Genomic DNA, 17,401 nt, shown 5'->3' on the forward strand with positions numbered 1-17,401 from the left:
TCTGTATGGCATGAAGAGGTTTGTATAGATAAAAAAATTCCTTATCCGGCTTGCCTGGCAGATATGTATTTTTGCTACCCGACTGGCTACTTTTTTGTTTCCATTCGCGTCCAGATGGGGCTCTGATGTCAGTAAGTCTAGCCAAACTTGCCGCTTTTTAGCGAAATCCCTACAAACTGTGAAAAACTCTGTGAAACTCGGGGCTAACAGTGATTTCTTAATGACTGAATAACATATACTTGAACAAAATTTGATCCAAGAAATTCAATAAAAACAGAGGGCACATAATGAGGCAGGGCAGTTTGGCTAGGCGATATACTTTTCCCCAGTTCCTGTTCGCCTGCACCAGCTTGCTGTGCCTGGTTCTCCTTTTGTTTTGTCAGCCAGCCCGTGCTGTCAGTGTCCAAAGCCTGCGCTTTGAGCAGGTTGGGCGTGACCAGGGCTTCCAGCACGAATCCGTGCAATCCATGTTGCAAGACCGCCAGGGCTATATGTGGTTTGGCACCCAGGGTGGCCTGCATCGTTATGATGGTTCCAAGGTGGTATTTTTCCGCCATGACCCCAGCCGTACAGACAGCCTCACCGATAACTGGGTCTGGGCCCTGCATCAGGATGACAAGGGCAGGATATGGGTAGGTACGCGCAATGGCGGTTTGCATCGCTATGACATGGCGACCGAGACCATGGTCAGGTATAAGCGCAACCTTGCCGATATCCGCAGCTCGGGCGGTAACCAGATACAGGCCATCATCGGTGACAGCAGCTCAGGCCTGTGGCTGGCAACGGGCGATGGCCTCGCGCATTTTGACCCGGATACTGCCCGCTTCCAGATTCTGCGTCATGACGACAAAGACGTCGCCAGTATTGCCAGTGACCAGATCAGTGCACTGAACCTGGATAAGGATGGCAATCTGTGGGCAGGCAGCAATGCCGGTGTCAGTGTCATGTATCGCGGCAAGACCAGCTTTGAGAATTTTCGCCTCGACAGTGATGCGAAGCCAGACCCGCGCCACAATAATGTACAGGCGCTGCTGAGTGACAAGCAGGGCAACTTGTGGATAGCCACCTCGGCAGGTCTTGAGCTATGGTCACGCGACCATAAGCAAAAACGCCGCTTTGGGCGGGCAGAAGACCTCGAACCGGGTCCTGTCACTTCTTTGCTCGAAGACCGGGATGGTGTGATCTGGGTAGGCACCGATGACGGTCTCAAGCGCTGGAACGCTGCTGACAACAAGTTTTCATCTTACCGCCATCATGCCAGCGACAGGCACAGCCTGACCGACAACCGCGTCACGCGCCTGCTGCAAGACCGTACCGACACCTTATGGGTAGGCACCTGGCTTGGTGGTGCCAGCCGTACCAATCTGGCCAGTGGTGGGTTCGAACGCCTGCTGCATTTGCCGGGCGAAGCCAAGACCCTTAGCAATAACACAGTCTCCGCCATCACCAGCAAGGACGGCGTGGTCTGGATAGGTACCGGCGATGGCCTGAACCGTCTCGACAAGGCCAGCGGTCAGGTACGCGCCTATCATCATCTCGACAGCGTGCCAGACAGTCTCAGTAATAGCAAGATCAGGGCTTTGAAGCTGGCACCTGAGGGCAAGCTCTGGGTTGGTACCCAGGATGGCCTGAACCTGTTTGACACCGTGACCGCGCATGCACAGCATTTCCAGAATGTCCCCAAGCAGGCAGACAGCCTCAGTTCCAGCATTGTGCATTCATTGGCCTATGACAAGGCGGGCAATCTGTGGGTGGGCAGCGATGATGGCCTGAACCTTATGCAGGGCGGCAAGTTCAAGCGCTATATGCACAATCCCAGGGACAGCGACAGTCTTTCTCATGGCCGTGTCGTGTCTATCCTGTTTGACCGGCGCGACCAGTTCTGGGTCGGCAGCTTTGGTGGACTGGATAAACTGGACCGCAGTACGGGCCGCTTTGAACATCACCAGCATGAACCGGATAACCCCGCCAGCCTGAGCCATAGTCGCGTGTATGCGGTGTATGAAGACAAGACGGGTGTGATCTGGGTAGGCACGGCCAGCGGTCTGAACCAGATGGTGCAGGGGGCTGACGGCAAGCTCAGCTTCATCCGCTATGCGGGAGCGCTCGGCAATGATGCGATTGCAGGCTTTGCTGAAGATGATGCTGGTAATCTGTGGATCAGTACTGATGGAGCCCTGTACAAACTGGGGCCGGACAGGAAGACTGTCAAAAAATATTCCGCTGATGATGGGCTCATTGATGGCACTTTCACGGTAGGTGCGAGCCACCGTGATGCAGACGGCGCACTTTACTTTGGTGGTTTCCAGGGCATGGCCTGGTTTTATCCCAAGGCCATACGCGACAACAATACCGAGCCTGTCACGACGATTACTGACTTTTTGATTTTCAACCAGTCTGTGCGTGGCGGCAAATTGCCTGAAGGCGTGAAGATGGATGGCAATATTTCTGATGCCAGGTCCATCACCCTGTCTTACAAGCACAGTGTTGTATCGATAGAATTTGCAGCGCTGAATTATTCCGATCCCCTGCATTATCGCTATGCCTACAAGCTTGACGGTTTTGATCAGGACTGGGTGCAGATAGACGGTGCCCACCGCGCAGCCAACTATACCAATCTGGGGGCTGGTGAATATATATTCAGAACCCGCGCCGCCACCAAGGATGGTGAATGGAGTGAAGGTGCCAGCCTGTTGATCACCATCACGCCACCATTCTGGATGGAATGGTGGTTCAGGATCATTGTCAGCCTTATCCTGCTGGGTCTGATTTTCCTGGTCTATCGCTGGCGTGTCAGCCGCTTCTCTGACCAGCAAAGCCAGCTCGAAGAACTGGTCAGGCAAAGAACGGCAGAGGCAGACCGCGAACGCAAGCGCCTGACCGACCTGACCGACGTCTTGCCGCTCTCGGTTTATCAATACCGTGAAAGACCAGACGGGCAAAGAGAATATGCCTACGTCAGTGAAAACGTCATCAACGTTCTGGGCGTACCGGCAGCAGAATTGCTGGCCAACAAGGACGCCCGCTGGCGCACTACACTGGCAGAAGACCGTGATGCCGCCGAAACCAGTTTGAACCGGGCAGTCGATAACCGCACCTACAGCAATTTCCACCAGCGTGTTCTCGTCGATGGCAAGGTGCGCTGGCTGCGCTCGCAAACCGTGAATCCCAAGCGCGTCAATGGTGATTGGATATGGAATGGTTTCTGGATAGATGAAACCGAGACCTATCTGCAAAAAGATGAACTGCGCGAAGCCAAGGAACAGGCTGAGCAGGCTACGGTTGCCAAGTCATATTTCCTGGCGAATATGAGCCATGAAATACGCACACCGATGAATGCCATCATCGGCCTCTCACACCTGGCCAAGAAAACCCGCCTGAGCCTGAAACAGCGCGACTATATCGACAAGATCCACAGCGCCGGTACTTCGCTGCTTGGCGTCGTCAATGACATCCTGGATTTCTCCAAGATAGAAGCCGGCAAGCTCGATATAGAATCGGCAGAATTTGTGCTGGCCGATGTCATCGACGATGTCGCCACCATCGTTGCCCACAATGTCGCAGAGAAAGACATAGAGCTGGTATTTGATATCGATACCCATGTCCCGCACAGCATGCACGGCGACCCCTTGCGTCTGGGCCAGATCATTACCAACCTGGTCAATAATGCCATCAAGTTTACCGACCAGGGTTCTGTCATCATTCTGGTCAAGCAGGTGCAGGCAGAAATCGACAAGGTGCAACTGCAATTCAGCGTGCAGGATACCGGCGTCGGCATGACAGAAGAGCAGCAGGAAAACCTGTTCCAGGCCTTTACCCAGGCCGACAGTTCCACTACCCGCAAATATGGCGGCACCGGGCTGGGCCTGACGATCTCCAGGCACCTGGTTGAACTTATGGGTGGCACGATATGGGTTGAAAGCCAGGTTGGCAGAGGCAGCAGTTTCCATTTCACCTGCTGGTTCGCGTTTGCTACCCCGGCCCCGCAAATCATATTGCCAGAGCAGGTGCAAAGCCTGAAATTGCTGGTCGTGGATGACCATGATGTCGCCCGCCTGCATCTGCAAAAGCTGGGCCAGCAACTTGGCCTGATAGTGAACGCCGCCAACAGCGGCAAACTGGCCCTGCACATGCTGAGCGAAGCCAGGGTACATGCTCAGCCATATGATCTGCTGTTGCTTGATGCCCATATGCCAGACATGGATGGTGCCGCCACCATGAATGCCATCGCCACCAGCATGGGCAGCGAAGCACCTCAGGTCATCATGCTGACCACCATGAACTTTGATGAAAGCACCATGCAGGCCAGGACTTATGCACCGCTTGCTTATCTGTCCAAGCCAACGGGCATGGCTGGTTTGCTCGAAGTATTACTGCGCATCAGTGCAGCAACGCGCGAGGCACCTGCCAGTACTGCAGTCGAGACCCATAGTGATTGCCGCTTTGAAGGCATGCGCATCCTGCTGGTAGAAGACAATCATATCAACCAGCAAATTGCTGCCGAGCTGATGACCGAGGCAGGCATGATCGTTGATGTGGCCGACAATGGCCGCATCGCCATCGACAAGCTGAACCAGGGCAACCCGTATGACATCGTGCTGATGGACTTGCAAATGCCGGAGATGGATGGCTATGCCGCCACTACCGTCATCCGCTCTTACCCCGAATGGCTGGATTTGCCCATCATTGCCATGACCGCACACGCCATGAATGAAGAGCGGCAACGCTGCCTCGATACCGGCATGAATGACCATATCGCCAAGCCGATAGATCCTGACAGTTTCTTTGCCACTCTTGCCCGCTGGTGTGGTCAGCGCATGCCAGGTTATCAGAATGAAGACTCAGCACCAGCCGTGACGGCTGCGGTTGTTGGTAGCGTACACGATGCTCCTGCTACATCCGCCACAACAGCCACTAAGGCAGAGCCAGTCAAGCCAGAAGCCCCTGTTCACGATCTGACTATCCCTGGTGTCGATGTTGCGCCTGCCTTGCGCCGTTGCAGCCAGAATCTTGATCTTTACCTGCGCCTGTTGCAAATTTTTGTTGAGAGTGCAGCAAGTACGCCAGACAAGGTCAGGCAGGCATTGGAGCGGGGTGACCGTGGCACTGCAGAGCGCGAAGCCCACACCATGCGCGGTGCTGCTGGCAATATCGGTGCGACTACAATGGCCGCCGTGTCCACCGAACTCGAGCTGGCTATAGAAAATTCTGAAGAGAATGAGGCGCTGCTACAAAAATTCAGTGCGACCAGTGCAGAGCTTATCAATGCCCTGAAACAGGCTTTGCAAGATCAGGCAGGCAAAGAAGCCGCCACACAGGAAAAGGAAGCAGGGTTGGCAGGGCGGGGCACAGATACTACTGATGCCGCAGAAATTGCTGACTTGTTTGCCACGCTGCGTCAGTATCTTGAAGACTCAGACAGTGAAGCACTCGATTATTTCAACACTCACCAGCCCAGCATGCACCAGGTATTGGGGGCGCAGGCTGATGAATTTGTGCGGGCCCTGCAGGTGTTTGACTTTGAGGCGGCTCTGCAGATACTCGACAATGTCAGTCCTGTCGGCAGTACCGCATCATAGATATTTTTCCAGCATCTGCATGGTACGTGCAGTTGCGCCCTGATGCTGCAAAAAGAACGTGTAGGCTGCCTCACCCATGCGCTGGCATTTTGGCTTGTCCGCCAGCAGGGCATGGGCCTGGCGGAACAGGCTCAGTGCACCATCAACACGGAAGGCCGCGCCGCTGGCAATGGCCTGGTCAGTGATCTCAGAAAAATTGAAGGTATGCGTACCTGTCAATACAGGCTTGCCCATGGCACAGGCTTCGATAAGGTTATGTCCACCGAGTGGTACCAGGCTGCCGCCGACAAAGGCGATATCGCAGGCCGCATAATACATATACATTTCACCCATGCTGTCACCGAGCACGACCTGTATGTTTTTACCTATGGGGGCAATTTCTTCATGGTTCAGGCTGGAGCGGCGCAGGTATTTGATGCCTTGTGATTCCAGCAGGCTGGCCACATGGTCAAAGCGTTGCGGGTGGCGTGGTGTGATGATCAGCAGCGGGTTGGTTTGCAGTAAAGGCACTTGCTCGACAAAGGCTTGCAGTATCAGTTCTTCTTCGCCATCGCGGGTACTGGCGCACAAAATCACCTGACGATCACCAAAGCTGCGGCGCAGGGCCGCACCGCGTTCACCCATCAATGGAGGGGGTGTCACATCAAACTTCATATTGCCAGTGACACCCGGCTGCTCTATGCCCAGCTCATGCAGGCGCAGGGCATCGGGATTTGATTGTGCTGCCACGCTGCTGATAGCCCGAGCGGCAGGCAGTATCAGCGAAGCCAGGCGTTGCGCCTTGCGCAAGGATTTTTCAGACAGGCGGGCATTCACCAGTGTTACAGGTATGGACTTGGCCTCACACTGCGCAATCAGGTTGGGCCAGACTTCTGTTTCTATCAGTATGCACAGTTGCGGCGAAAAATGCCGCAAGAAGCGCACGATCATCCAGTTGATGTCATACGGTAAAAACGCCTGTTGCAGTCGTGGGCCCACATCGGCAAACAGCTTGCCGCCAGTTTCTCGCCCGGTGGCAGTCATATGCGTGAGCAGGATACGGTGTTCAGGGCAGCGTGCCAGCAGGGCACGTATCAGCGGTTCTGCTGCACGGGTTTCACCGGCAGAGACGGCGTGCACCCAGATCGTTGGCACACTGGCAGCGGCTGGGTAAAAGCCCAGGCGTTCGCCTATATGCTGGCGATAGCCAGGCTCAAGGCGGCCACGCCACCAGAGGCGGAACAGGGCAAACGGCAGGGACAGGCCCCATACCAGGGAGTAAAGAAGACGCATGCTTTATGTCCGACGGAAATTCACTAATACAATACCACCACAGACCAGTACTGCACCCAGCGCAAAGCGTGGGCTAATGGGATCGTGCATAAGAATGACACCAGCGGCCACGCCGAACAAGGGTGTCAGGAAAGAAAAGACAGAAAGACGTGATGCCAGATAACGCCGCATCAACCAGAACCAGGTCAGGTAACTGGCAAAGGCAATCACTACTGTCTGGAAAAACAGACTGACGATGCTGGTCATATCCAATTGCGTGGGCAGGCTTTCACCGCGCAGCATGACAAATGCCAGCAGGATCGCCGCACCCACAGCCAACTGGTAAAACAGTGTAGTCGTTGGTTCAGCTTCAGACAGGCTGGACTTGCGTATGGTAATCGTCGTTGCTGCCCACAACACGGCTGCCGCCACGCCAAAGCTGTCACCGATGAGCATGTCAGCCACATCACGCTGGCTACTACTGAAGGCCCCTGAGAAAGCGATGGCCACCCCCGCAAAGGCCGACAATATGCCCAGCCACTGTGTCGATTGCAAGCGCTCCGCCGGGATCAGCCAGTGCAGGCCCAGCACGGTAAAAATAGGGGCGGTATATAAAAATACCGACATATGCGAGGCCGTGGTGTATTTTAGCCCCAGCGATATGCATAAAAATTCGACAGCGAACAAAACACCCGCCGCAATACCGGGCATGAGATGTTTGTCACGCAAAGAAAATGGAATCTTTTTGATAAGTATCAGCAACAACACCAGCACCGCAGCCAGCCCAGACCGCAAACCCAGCTGCATCGTGGCACCGATAACAGGCGCCGCCAATTTAACCGCCACCTGCTGCAAACCCCAGCACAGGCACAGCACCAGCATGAGGGAAATGGCAAAACCATCAAGATTTTTTCGATGAGCAGACATCAAGCTTGGGGAGTGTGGGCGAAGAGGAGGGAATATACCTGAAAACGGTGTGCAGGGGTTATGTCTTGCTGGAGCTTAATACACAGCAAAAGATGTGTGTTTTTTATTAACAATGAATGTAATCCTTGCAAATTTTATAATTATTTGCCTCTAATGCAAGTTCTTTGACGTTGCAGGCCGGGTAATTTGATAAAGGTAAGACTCTAAAATCGTCGCTCCTGCGCAGGCAGGAGCCCAGTGGCGTTTGTCGCTAAGCATGTTGCTTGAAAATTTAGTAAAGCTGAACAAGGCACTTTGCACTTCTACAAAACCACCCCCATAAAATGATATCCTATGCCTCTTAAACAACATGCAAGGACATGTTGAGCCTTCCACCATCCAGGACATGAATAGATGAGCACAGACCTCTTTTGGCAAGCACTGACAAATGCACAGCCACAATTACAGCAAATGGAAATTCGCGATGTCATGGAAGCCATCAATGCATTGCTGGAACCCCATTTCCCCAAGCTGGCTGCTGAATTGCAAGGCAAGACTGAAGATGGCGTCTATGACCTGATCATCACGGCTCACGGCGCAACGGAGCATTTTCAGGATGTCATGTCGCTGACGCAGACAGCGCCCAAGCTGACCATGTTCAGCAATGTAACGGCCTTCCGGGCACGCACAGAAATGGGTGAGTTTGGCATGTCCATGGATAATTTCAGTCTCAGCCCTGACGATGTGCTGGTTGGCCATTATGCCGACGCAGGCAGGGTGGGTTTGCAATTATGGTTTGCCAAACCCATACCGCAAGACATGGTCGATCATGCCAGGCACATGTCCTTCATCCTGCTGGACCATGCCATCGGTGAATATGATTTCGCCATCAAGATAGGCCCGGTAGAATTCATGGAAGACGAACCCGGACAAGACACGGTGAGCCTGGCTGCCTTCCCGGCTGTGCTCGATCATTTCTGGCGCGATGAGCTTGGTCATACGGCCCTGTTCCCGACCGGTGAAAATGAATGGACAGGTTTTGAGCTCGTCAGCAATACCGACCCTGACGACAAGTTGCTGGTACAACGCAATGAATCTGCCATGGCTCTGGTTGGCAGGGCCGACATGCTGTGGCGCGTGCAAGTCGATGTGGTATTGGACAATAAAGATGATCTTGAAGCCGCCCGCGAGTTTGAAGACCAGCTTGAAACCCTGTTAGCACAAACCCAGGAAGGCATCACCAGCCAGATCACCCTGCACGGCAATGTGCGCAGCATGAACTGGCATGTCAGCGATGTAGAAACCGCCCTGGCCAAGGCGCATAAACTTGCACAAAACTTTGCCCCGCTGGAGTTTGATATCAGCAGCGAATTTGATCCGCAATGGCAAGATTACTTGCGCTGGGTTTCTTAGAGGCCGTTGCAAAATTAATCTGGCGTTGTTGCGCCTCCCAGATGTAAAACCCGGTACTAAAGTACTGTCTGCGTCGGCGGCGCCTAGCCATCTTAACTTTGCAACAGCCTCTAAGGTATTGTTGAAAATAAATCGCTTGTACATATGGTTTTAACAGCCTATTTTTAAGAATTGGAATCATCTTGACTACCGTCGCCATCACCTCACAAATTCAAGCCAGCAATCAAAGCCCCTTCGTCCTGTTCGGTGGCATGAATGTGCTGGAATCCAAAGACATGGCCCTGCGCGTTGCCGAAGAATACGTACGTGTCACCAGCAAGCTGGGCATCCCCTATGTCTTCAAGGCCAGCTTTGACAAGGCCAACCGTTCTTCCATCCATTCTTACCGTGGCCCTGGCCTGGAAGAAGGCTTGAAGATATTTGAAGCCATCAAGGCAGAATTTGGTGTCCCCCTGATCACCGACGTACATGAACCATGGCAAGCTGCGCAAGTGGCAGACGTCGTCGATGTCTTGCAACTGCCCGCCTTTCTGGCACGCCAGACTGACCTCGTCGTCGCACTCGCCAAAACTGGCCGCGTCATCAACATCAAGAAGCCGCAATTCCTGAGCCCTTCCCAAGTACAAAACATCGTCGAAAAATTCAGGGAAGCAGGCAACGACCAACTGATACTCTGCGACCGCGGCACCTGCTTTGGCTACGATAACCTGGTGGTCGATATGCTAGGTTTTGCTGTCATGAAAAAAGTCACCAACAACCTGCCTGTCATCTTCGACGTCACCCACGCCCTGCAACAACGTGAAGCTGGCGCAGCAGCCTCAGGTGGCCGTCGCGAACAGATCGTCGAACTGGCGCGTGCGGGCATGGCGACTGGTCTGGCGGGCCTGTTCCTCGAAGCGCATCCTGATCCGGCACAAGCCAAGTGTGATGGCCCCAGCGCCTTGCCGCTGGATAAGCTGGAACCTTTCCTCGCGCAATTGAAGTCGCTGGATGATTTGGTGAAGTCGTTTGGGATGTTGGAGATTTAATCTCAAATTCATTTTCTAAGGTGCTTCCTCACTCCGCATTCAGACTTGTATAAAAAATGTTTAAAAATAAAATTTTCATTACTTCTACTCTTGTATTAACTCTGCTAAATTTTCATTTTGGAGTATCTGAAGTATGGGCGCAAACCGAATTGAAAGATATTCCGAGCATTTCAGTTGTGCCAAACATAAAACCGACTCTCCTGCTAAAAGCTTCATATGATCGTTGTAAGAAACCAGAATACCCACGACTTGCATTACGCTATGAAATGGTGGGAAAGACGGAGCTGGATTTAGCTGTGAATTCCGAAGGGAGAGTGACGATGGCAGAGGTCACACGTAGTAGTGGTTGGCGTGCATTGGATGAAGCTGTCTTGATTGCAATGATGGGTTGCCAAATTTTCGATGATCCTAAAACAGAAAGACTTTACGTCAAGACTGCCTACGCATGGTCTCTTGAAAGTAATGTTCCAAGCAAGCCTGCAGAAGTTTTGGCGGGAACATGTAACAAGTCCGATTTCGTCAGTTTTGCAAAAGATAATGAACCAGGGCGTGGTATTGTCGTTGGTGTCTGGCTGAATAAGGATGGAGGTATTGAGAAAACCAATCTTGAGTGGTCGCTTGATCCAAAATTGAATCAGGAAAGTGTCAAGCTCGTCAGCTCTTGCAAGTTTAAACCTTCATTCGATGCAGTAGGAAACCTGGCTTCGGTCATTTCACTGCGGCTGTTGCCTCTGCGGTCAAAGTAAATGCGGGCATTATCAGTAAATGCTTCACGGTAAAGGTGCATTAAGATTTATGTTCGCAGACCTCGATCATCTTTACCGCTTCCCCACCAGAGCTGCCATGGACGCACTGCAATACGCTTCAATCTGCCCAATGAAAAAAATATGCAGGATTGGGAATATGAAGTTGCTGATGCGAGCAGGATAGATGAATTTCTTGTCGTCTATGCTAGTGGTGAATTAAGCGAGGATGAAAAATTCACGCTCATGGCCATGCTATTGCAATCATCTTGCGACACCATAGATGAAAATGAGAATTTTCTGCGCAGCGAGAGCTGGAAGCAGTTTTTGGACTTGCTTGAGCGAGATATTGACATGCATATTCATCTTGTCTGGTATTGGTCATGTACTGATACTGAGGATTTGAGTGATGCAAGGTCGATTACCCCATTTATCCGGCCCGTCCTTTTACGACATCAGGAAAAATTCTCTGCCATTTGTTCGCCTATGTGAGTTTAGCGCCAATCGCATGCGGTCCAGATGGATGTGAGAAGCTAAAGTTGGCTGCGGACGTCTGTTAAGCTGGCAATTACACATTTATTACCTGGTGCGGCAATCATCATCGTGTTACCTGGCAGTGTTGCGCACCTACGCTTTGACGCGAACTTAGGAAGAGGGCAGTTTTCTTCAATACTTTGGCGAAGTATCCCGCCACCATTGACTCCTTTCCATTTTTCGATCGGAGTTGAACATGACAGTATCAAATTTGCCAAAATTTCCGGCGGCATGGCAGCCACTGGTTGCTCAGGCAGCGAATGAACTTCGCCAATTGGCACTGGATGAAAAAGCCAAGGCGCGGTTTTGTGACGATCCAATCTTACGTCCCTATATGCAACGCGTGGCCAAGCGCTATGTCGCTGGCGAGACAATTCAAGATTTGTTGCGGCGCATACAGCAAATCAATGCAAGAGGTCATGCCGGGTCGGCTGAATACATGGGGGAAAGTTGTCGGGACGAGGGCAAGGCGCTGGCTGAAACAGCCATATTCCTTGAATTGATCGCGGCTATCGACAGACTGAACTTGCGCTGTTCGATTTCCCTGGACCTGTCGCACGTAGGATCAGTGATTGATGCGGAACTTGGTTTTCAAAATGTGAAACGCATCGCTACAGCCGCAGCATCGGTGGGGCGCGAGGTCATGATTTCGATGGAGGGATCGGATCGTGCTGATAATATTTACGCGACCTATGGCCGCTTGCATACGGAGGCGGGTCTGAGCAATATTGGCATTACCGTGCCCGCCAAGCTGCATCGCACCGAGCAGGATCTTCCTGTGCTGATGACATATCCGGGAAGAATTCGCCTGGTCAAGGGCGCATTTCTGGAGGCAGAAAATATTGCTTACAGCCGCAATAGCCCTGAACTTGCAGCCTGCTATCGACGCTACGCAAAGACCTTGCTCTCGAGCGGCCATCAATGTTCGATAGCGACCCATGATGCTCAAATTCAAGAAGAATTATCTGCTTTTATCTCAAGCGAGGATGTGCGGCGCGATAGCTATGAATTTGAATCCCTGATCGGTCTTGGTACTGATTTGCTTGACAGCTTGCAAAGACGTGGATTTGTGACGCGGGAATATGCGGTGTTTGGCGAAGAATATTTTCTTTATGTACTCAACCGCATTGCAGAGGAACCTGTGCGCCTATATCAGGCGGTGATCGACGTCATGGCAGCATCATCATAATTCGCTTATGAAGGTATGAGTCTATCCGCGGCCCCGATACTGACCAGGTGTGGCTGCCAGATGCTGTTTAAAAGCGCGCTGGAAATGCGCCTGATCCGAGAACCCAGTGTCGATGGCAATGTCGGCGATGGCATGGCCGCGTCTGAGCTGGGCGCGGCCCTGTTGAATACGGTGATTGATCAGATAGGCATGAGGCGTCATGCCGAATTGATGCTTGAATGCGCGTATCAGATAGGCTGGTGACAATTCGGCAGCGGCGCAGATTTCTTCAAGCTTAAAGCTACGCTTGAAGTTTTCCTTGATGAATTCCGCCGCGCGCACGAGCTTGACGTTGGCATCCTTGTTGCTGGTGGATGCAGGATCAAGCCGGTTTTGCAGCATTGAGAAAAAATCGATGACAGCGCCATGTTTTTGCAATTGATCCGCATGTTCATCCGCTAACATCGCACATAGAGAGGTCAATTCCACAAACAGGGAATTGGTCGATATTGTTGAAAACGGCCTGAAGTCAGCATTGGCACTGAAGCCAAGTTCCTGCTGAAGCGCTGCCAACCATGCATGATCGACATACAGCATGTGGTAAGACCAGGGTTCATCAACAACGGGATTGCAGGCGTGTATCTCTTCAGGATTGATAATGACGACCGTTCCTGCAGCTACCTGCTCTTTCATTTTGCCGTTCAGGTAGGTACTCTTTCCGCCGGTGATTGCGCCAATGGAAAAGCTCTCATGCGAGTGTTTCGCATAAGCTATGCTACGCGCTCCCTTGATAGACCGCATCTCGACAAAAGGCAACTGTTCGTCGCGCCAGAAATGGGGTGAAGCGCTGTGGCTGGAAGGGGATGCCATGGTTCGCGGTATATTGACAGGCGGGGTTTCATTTTACCGTATCTGGCATTTTCCTGACATCGATAGGGAGCTAATGGCAAATCGGCGAAGTTTATCTAGCATGAGAATGGGCGGTATTATTAAACACAGTCCCACAGGGCTGATTAAAAAAGCCAATAAATTTGTATGCATGGGTATGACAATATTTCCAAATCAATTAGGACTTACATAAAATTGTTCCAGCAAGGCGTGACGACGAAGCCAGTACTCTCAATACGTTGCTCATAGGAGAAAAATTGCAACGCAGCTTGTATGCTGTCTTCAAGTATAAGATTGTTTGCTTGATTTGATTTAAACAGGTTTGATAACGGGATTATTCCTTGCCTTGACCTGCACATAAATTTCTTTTGGTGCTTCATCAAAATATTCAAACAAAGCAGGGCATAGCCATCCTTCCATATCCAATTGTTCTGAAAAATACCAGTTGCCGTCACAGTCCTCCCTGCTCCAGGAGAGTTTTATCTGGTGACCAGGGAAGGCGATCGCAGAAAAAAGCATGATAAAACCTGATTCTGGGTCAGGAATTGTGGCAACTACCTTGTCTATCATTGTGTCTGCGCCGCACACGAAAGGCTCTTGCAGCAGGCCTACACGCTCATCATCAAATACCCAACTGTCGCGGTATTTGTAGGGGGCGATGATGTTGATCGAATTCATTTGTATTTGCCTGTCAAATTTGAGTTACTCACTGTGGCATCATCAGCTATTTATCTGCTGACGATGATGTCTGTGCTGCTTTTACAGACAGTCACCGCAAGCACACGCCGTCAATATTGCAGCATAAGGGGCCATAATACAAAAGATGATGGCACTGAAGAATATTGCAAGAAGTATTTGCCATAAAGCGGGCTTTCTTCTCCAAATATGCTGAGTGAAAATCAGGGTGAAGACGGATACTGGTAAATATGCCGCAAAGTAATCATCCTTGAGTTCTTTGGCTGGTGCCCAGGAATAAGTCAGGGTGACAGAGACGACCAAAGCCAGCATGGTCAAACTGATGGCAAGGCAGCATGCTGCTACAGTATTACCTGAATCGCGTCTGAAAACGCTCCTTAAACCGTGAAGTAGCATAAGGGCATTCGGGATGATCAAGAGCAATGTAATCTGATCTATTTGCATAAAAATGAGTAAATGACTTACGAAGGTATTTGAAAATTTAGTGTGTAAAGTTGTACGGGCATGAAGTAAATACCTTATGTGACGTACTATGAACGCCACTGGAGCGCCAGCCCGGTGGATTCCAGCTAAAGGCACGCTGGAATGACGTTACTAAGTGGAAGAGTTTATTCCTAAGCGCCTGGCTATTGTTGTGTGCTGGTTGCTCTCATTAGTATGCCAATCGCCCCGCGAACCTCGTCAACAGTCGCAGGCTCCCCGCTATCCCCAAGATTAATAATCTTATCCGACCAGTTACCTTCAGTTTTCCAGCGCGGTGAAGCGCAATAGATTTCTATGGTCGGGGTTTCATAAGCTGCGGCGATATGCGTCAGGCCTGTATCGACACCAATAGCCAGACGTGCTTTTTGCGCCAGCAGGGTTGCGGCTTGCATGGATAATGCAGGCAAGACGGTTGCATTAGGCATGATGGCTGCCATCTCTTCTGCTTCGGTTTTTTCTGCAGCACTGCCCCAGGGCAGCAGTATTGGCAATTCGTAGTTTTTTAATTCGGCGGCAATCGCCTGCCAATTCTCTCGCGGCCATTTCTTGGCTGCGCCGGCAGTGCCATGGAAGAACACTGCATAAGGGGTAGCTGGCAGCCATGCATGCTGGTCAGCGGGTATATCCGGTGCCTGCAAGCCAAAGCTGGCGGGTGTGTTGACGGTATAGCCGCCAGCCACAGCGGCGACCAGACGGCCGCGCAGGACGGCGTGGGTGCGTTTGTCTACCGGTACGCTGATGTCGTGGAAGATTCTGGAAATGCCTTCATAGCCCGAACCCTCAGTACCATTGGCCAGACCGACTTTCTTGCCGCCTTTGACGGTTTTTGCCAGGCCCATGATGATGCCGGTTTTGAGCAAGCCCTGGGTATCGAGTACCAGGTCATATTGCTCTTGCCGTAATTGGCGAAAGAAATTCCTGATCTCTTGCCGTGTTGCCGCCTGCCCCAGACTCTTGCGCCAGCGGCGCAGGGCGAAGGGGAATACCTGATCTACACCAGGATTCAGGCGCACCAGTTGCACATAGGCTTCTTCCACCACCCAGTCTATACGCGCCTGCGGAAACTGGCGACGCAAGTCATCCACGATGGGCATATTATGCAAAACATCGCCCAACGACGAAACGCGAACAAGAAGGATTTTCACAATAGTAGTAAGACCAAAAATCTCACCACAGAGACACAGAGGCACAGAGAAAAACAAGAGAAAACCTCAAAGGATAAAGGCGATAAATTTGATTACCTTTCCTTTATCTTTTCGGTTTTCCTCTGTGCCCCTCTGTGTCTCCGTGTCTCTGTGGTGAGCTTGCAGGTTTATATAAATTAATACGGCAATTTTGCATCTGGCTTCACAGCCAGCACAGCCTGCTTCATTGCGCCCTGTATGCGTGCCAGTGCTTCGGGATTTTCGGCTTCGAAGCGCATGACAATCACAGGAGTGGTGTTGGATGAGCGGGCCAGGCCGAAGCCGTCTGGATATTCAACGCGCAGGCCATCGATGGTGATGATTTCATCGGAACCTGGGAAGCTGGCATTCGCTTGCATGGCGGCGATGATCTTGAAGTTTTCGCCTTCAGCCAGTTGCAATTGCAGTTCTGGTGTTGAAGTTGATTGTGGCAAGTTGTTCAGTGTGGCTGTCATGTCGGCTACGCGGCTGACGAGTTCCAGCAGGCGGGCGCCAGCATACAGGCCATCATCAAAACCATACCAGCGGTCTTTGAAGAAAACATGGCCGCTCATTTCACCACCGAGAGGCGAGCCGGTTTCGCGCAGCTTGGCCTTGACCAGGGAATGGCCGGTTTTCCACATCAACGGGACGCCGCCGCGTGCCTTGACCCAAGGGGCGATATGGCGGGTGCATTTGACGTCATACAAAATCTGCGCGCCGGGGTTGCGTGTCAATACGTCTTCGGCAAACAGCATGAGCTGGCGGTCAGGGTAGATGATCTGTCCATCCTTGGTGACAACACCAAGACGGTCACCATCGCCATCAAATGCCAGGCCTATTTCTGCATCGGTGGTTTGCAGGCAGCGTATCAGGTCTTGCAGGTTTTCCGGGTGGGCTGGATCAGGATGGTGGTTGGGAAAAGTGCCATCGACTTCGCAAAACAGTTCTATGACTTCACAACCCATGCCGCGATACAACTCACCGGCAAAAGCACCAGCCACGCCATTGCCGCAATCGACGGCAATTTTCAGTGGGCGGGCGACTTTGACGTCGCCGATGATGCGCTCAAGATAAGTCGCCTTGATATCATGCGTGCGGTAGTTGCCACTGCCTTGTTTGAAATCTTTATTCAATATGGTTTGGTATAGCGCTTGAATGGCATCGCCATAAATTGCTTCACCCGCCAGCACCATTTTGAAACCATTGTAATCAGGCGGGTTGTGGCTGCCTGTGACCATAATGCCGGACGTGGCGCCCAGTACATTGGTGCCAAAGTAAACCATGGGGGTGACGACCACGCCCAGGTCGATGACATCCACGCCTGTCGATTGCAAACCCTTGGCCAGCGCGGTGATGAGATCCGGGCCGGACAAGCGGCCATCGCGGCCTATGACCACGGCTTTTTCACCTTTGGCGATGGCGGCGCTGCCAAAGGCCTGGCCTATCAGGTGGGCAACTTCGGCATCCAGGGTTTTATCGATGATGCCGCGAATATCGTAGGCTTTGAATATGCTGGGGGAGAGTAGGGACATGATTATTTTTCTAT

General features: G+C 51.9%; 13 protein-coding genes. 6 read left to right on the forward strand and 7 right to left on the reverse strand.

Going from position 1 to position 17,401, the window contains the following annotated elements; all coding sequences use genetic code 11:
- Window positions 1-302: 302 nt before the first annotated feature.
- Window positions 303-5,579 (forward strand): two-component regulator propeller domain-containing protein, encoded by a 5,277-nt coding sequence (locus ACO0LL_RS10530; protein WP_422950818.1) that lies wholly within the window; start codon window positions 303-305, stop codon window positions 5,577-5,579.
- On the opposite strand, the gene waaA is transcribed toward ACO0LL_RS10530, so the two are convergent.
- The gene (gene waaA, locus ACO0LL_RS10535; protein WP_422950819.1) at window positions 5,574-6,851 is read right to left on the reverse strand and encodes a lipid IV(A) 3-deoxy-D-manno-octulosonic acid transferase; all 1,278 of its coding nucleotides are present in this window, start codon (window positions 6,849-6,851) and stop codon (window positions 5,574-5,576) included. The genes ACO0LL_RS10530 and waaA overlap by 6 nt on opposite strands.
- A 3-nt stretch (window positions 6,852-6,854) precedes the next feature.
- Entirely contained in the window at window positions 6,855-7,757 is a 903-nt protein-coding gene (locus ACO0LL_RS10540; RefSeq protein WP_422950820.1) for a DMT family transporter, read from the reverse strand.
- A 393-nt stretch (window positions 7,758-8,150) separates the two neighbouring features.
- Here ACO0LL_RS10540 and ACO0LL_RS10545 point away from each other — a divergent pair, with 393 nt between their 5' ends.
- The 5 genes from ACO0LL_RS10545 to ACO0LL_RS10565 all read left to right on the forward strand — a co-directional run bounded on the left by ACO0LL_RS10545 (window position 8,151) and on the right by ACO0LL_RS10565 (window position 12,643).
- A complete protein-coding gene (locus ACO0LL_RS10545; RefSeq protein WP_422950821.1) occupies window positions 8,151-9,149 on the forward strand; it encodes a hypothetical protein in 999 nt (332 codons plus the stop codon).
- A 182-nt stretch (window positions 9,150-9,331) separates the two neighbouring features.
- A complete protein-coding gene (kdsA, locus tag ACO0LL_RS10550) occupies window positions 9,332-10,177 on the forward strand; it encodes a 3-deoxy-8-phosphooctulonate synthase (protein ID WP_422950822.1) in 846 nt (281 codons plus the stop codon).
- A 56-nt stretch (window positions 10,178-10,233) separates the two neighbouring features.
- Window positions 10,234-10,923, forward strand: coding sequence for an energy transducer TonB (locus ACO0LL_RS10555; RefSeq protein WP_422950823.1), 690 nt, complete (start codon window positions 10,234-10,236; stop codon window positions 10,921-10,923).
- A gap of 141 nt (window positions 10,924-11,064) precedes the next feature.
- On the forward strand, window positions 11,065-11,412 hold the full coding sequence (locus ACO0LL_RS10560; protein ID WP_422950824.1) for a hypothetical protein: 348 nt from the start codon (window positions 11,065-11,067) through the stop codon (window positions 11,410-11,412).
- Between the two features lie 238 nt (window positions 11,413-11,650).
- Window positions 11,651-12,643, forward strand: a complete 993-nt coding sequence (locus ACO0LL_RS10565) for a proline dehydrogenase family protein (protein ID WP_422950825.1) — start codon at window positions 11,651-11,653, stop codon at window positions 12,641-12,643.
- Window positions 12,644-12,664: 21 nt separating this feature from the next.
- On the opposite strand, the gene ACO0LL_RS10570 is transcribed toward ACO0LL_RS10565, so the two are convergent.
- The 5 genes from ACO0LL_RS10570 to ACO0LL_RS10590 all read right to left on the reverse strand — a co-directional run bounded on the left by ACO0LL_RS10570 (window position 12,665) and on the right by ACO0LL_RS10590 (window position 17,387).
- Complete coding sequence (locus ACO0LL_RS10570; RefSeq protein ID WP_422950826.1) at window positions 12,665-13,492, reverse strand: helix-turn-helix domain-containing protein; 828 nt, start codon at window positions 13,490-13,492, stop codon at window positions 12,665-12,667.
- A 330-nt stretch (window positions 13,493-13,822) separates the two neighbouring features.
- Window positions 13,823-14,188, reverse strand: coding sequence for a DUF6717 family protein (locus ACO0LL_RS10575; protein WP_422950827.1), 366 nt, complete (start codon window positions 14,186-14,188; stop codon window positions 13,823-13,825).
- A gap of 81 nt (window positions 14,189-14,269) precedes the next feature.
- Complete coding sequence (locus ACO0LL_RS10580) at window positions 14,270-14,650, reverse strand: hypothetical protein (protein ID WP_422950828.1); 381 nt, start codon at window positions 14,648-14,650, stop codon at window positions 14,270-14,272.
- 182 nt (window positions 14,651-14,832) lie between these two features.
- Window positions 14,833-15,834: a lipopolysaccharide heptosyltransferase I gene (gene waaC / locus ACO0LL_RS10585; protein WP_422950829.1), complete on the reverse strand. Its 1,002-nt coding sequence runs from the start codon at window positions 15,832-15,834 to the stop codon at window positions 14,833-14,835.
- A 176-nt stretch (window positions 15,835-16,010) separates the two neighbouring features.
- Window positions 16,011-17,387 (reverse strand): phosphomannomutase/phosphoglucomutase, encoded by a 1,377-nt coding sequence (locus ACO0LL_RS10590; RefSeq protein ID WP_422950830.1) that lies wholly within the window; start codon window positions 17,385-17,387, stop codon window positions 16,011-16,013.
- Window positions 17,388-17,401 lie beyond the last annotated feature (14 nt).

It is taken from the genome of Undibacterium sp. TC4M20W, from assembly GCF_049340245.1.
Lineage (GTDB): Bacteria > Pseudomonadota > Gammaproteobacteria > Burkholderiales > Burkholderiaceae_D > Undibacterium.

Coding starts and splice junctions, on each gene's coding strand:
- waaA (WP_422950819.1), bottom strand. CDS start 6,851: ATGCGTCTTCTTTACTCCCTGGTATGGGGCCTGTCCCTGCCGTTTGCC.
- ACO0LL_RS10540 (WP_422950820.1), bottom strand. CDS start 7,757: ATGTCTGCTCATCGAAAAAATCTTGATGGTTTTGCCATTTCCCTCATG.
- ACO0LL_RS10545 (WP_422950821.1), top strand. CDS start 8,151: ATGAGCACAGACCTCTTTTGGCAAGCACTGACAAATGCACAGCCACAA.
- ACO0LL_RS10555 (WP_422950823.1), top strand. CDS start 10,234: ATGTTTAAAAATAAAATTTTCATTACTTCTACTCTTGTATTAACTCTG.
- ACO0LL_RS10560 (WP_422950824.1), top strand. CDS start 11,065: ATGCAGGATTGGGAATATGAAGTTGCTGATGCGAGCAGGATAGATGAA.
- ACO0LL_RS10565 (WP_422950825.1), top strand. CDS start 11,651: ATGACAGTATCAAATTTGCCAAAATTTCCGGCGGCATGGCAGCCACTG.
- ACO0LL_RS10570 (WP_422950826.1), bottom strand. CDS start 13,492: ATGGCATCCCCTTCCAGCCACAGCGCTTCACCCCATTTCTGGCGCGAC.
- ACO0LL_RS10575 (WP_422950827.1), bottom strand. CDS start 14,188: ATGAATTCGATCAACATCATCGCCCCCTACAAATACCGCGACAGTTGG.
- ACO0LL_RS10580 (WP_422950828.1), bottom strand. CDS start 14,650: ATGCAAATAGATCAGATTACATTGCTCTTGATCATCCCGAATGCCCTT.
- ACO0LL_RS10590 (WP_422950830.1), bottom strand. CDS start 17,387: ATGTCCCTACTCTCCCCCAGCATATTCAAAGCCTACGATATTCGCGGC.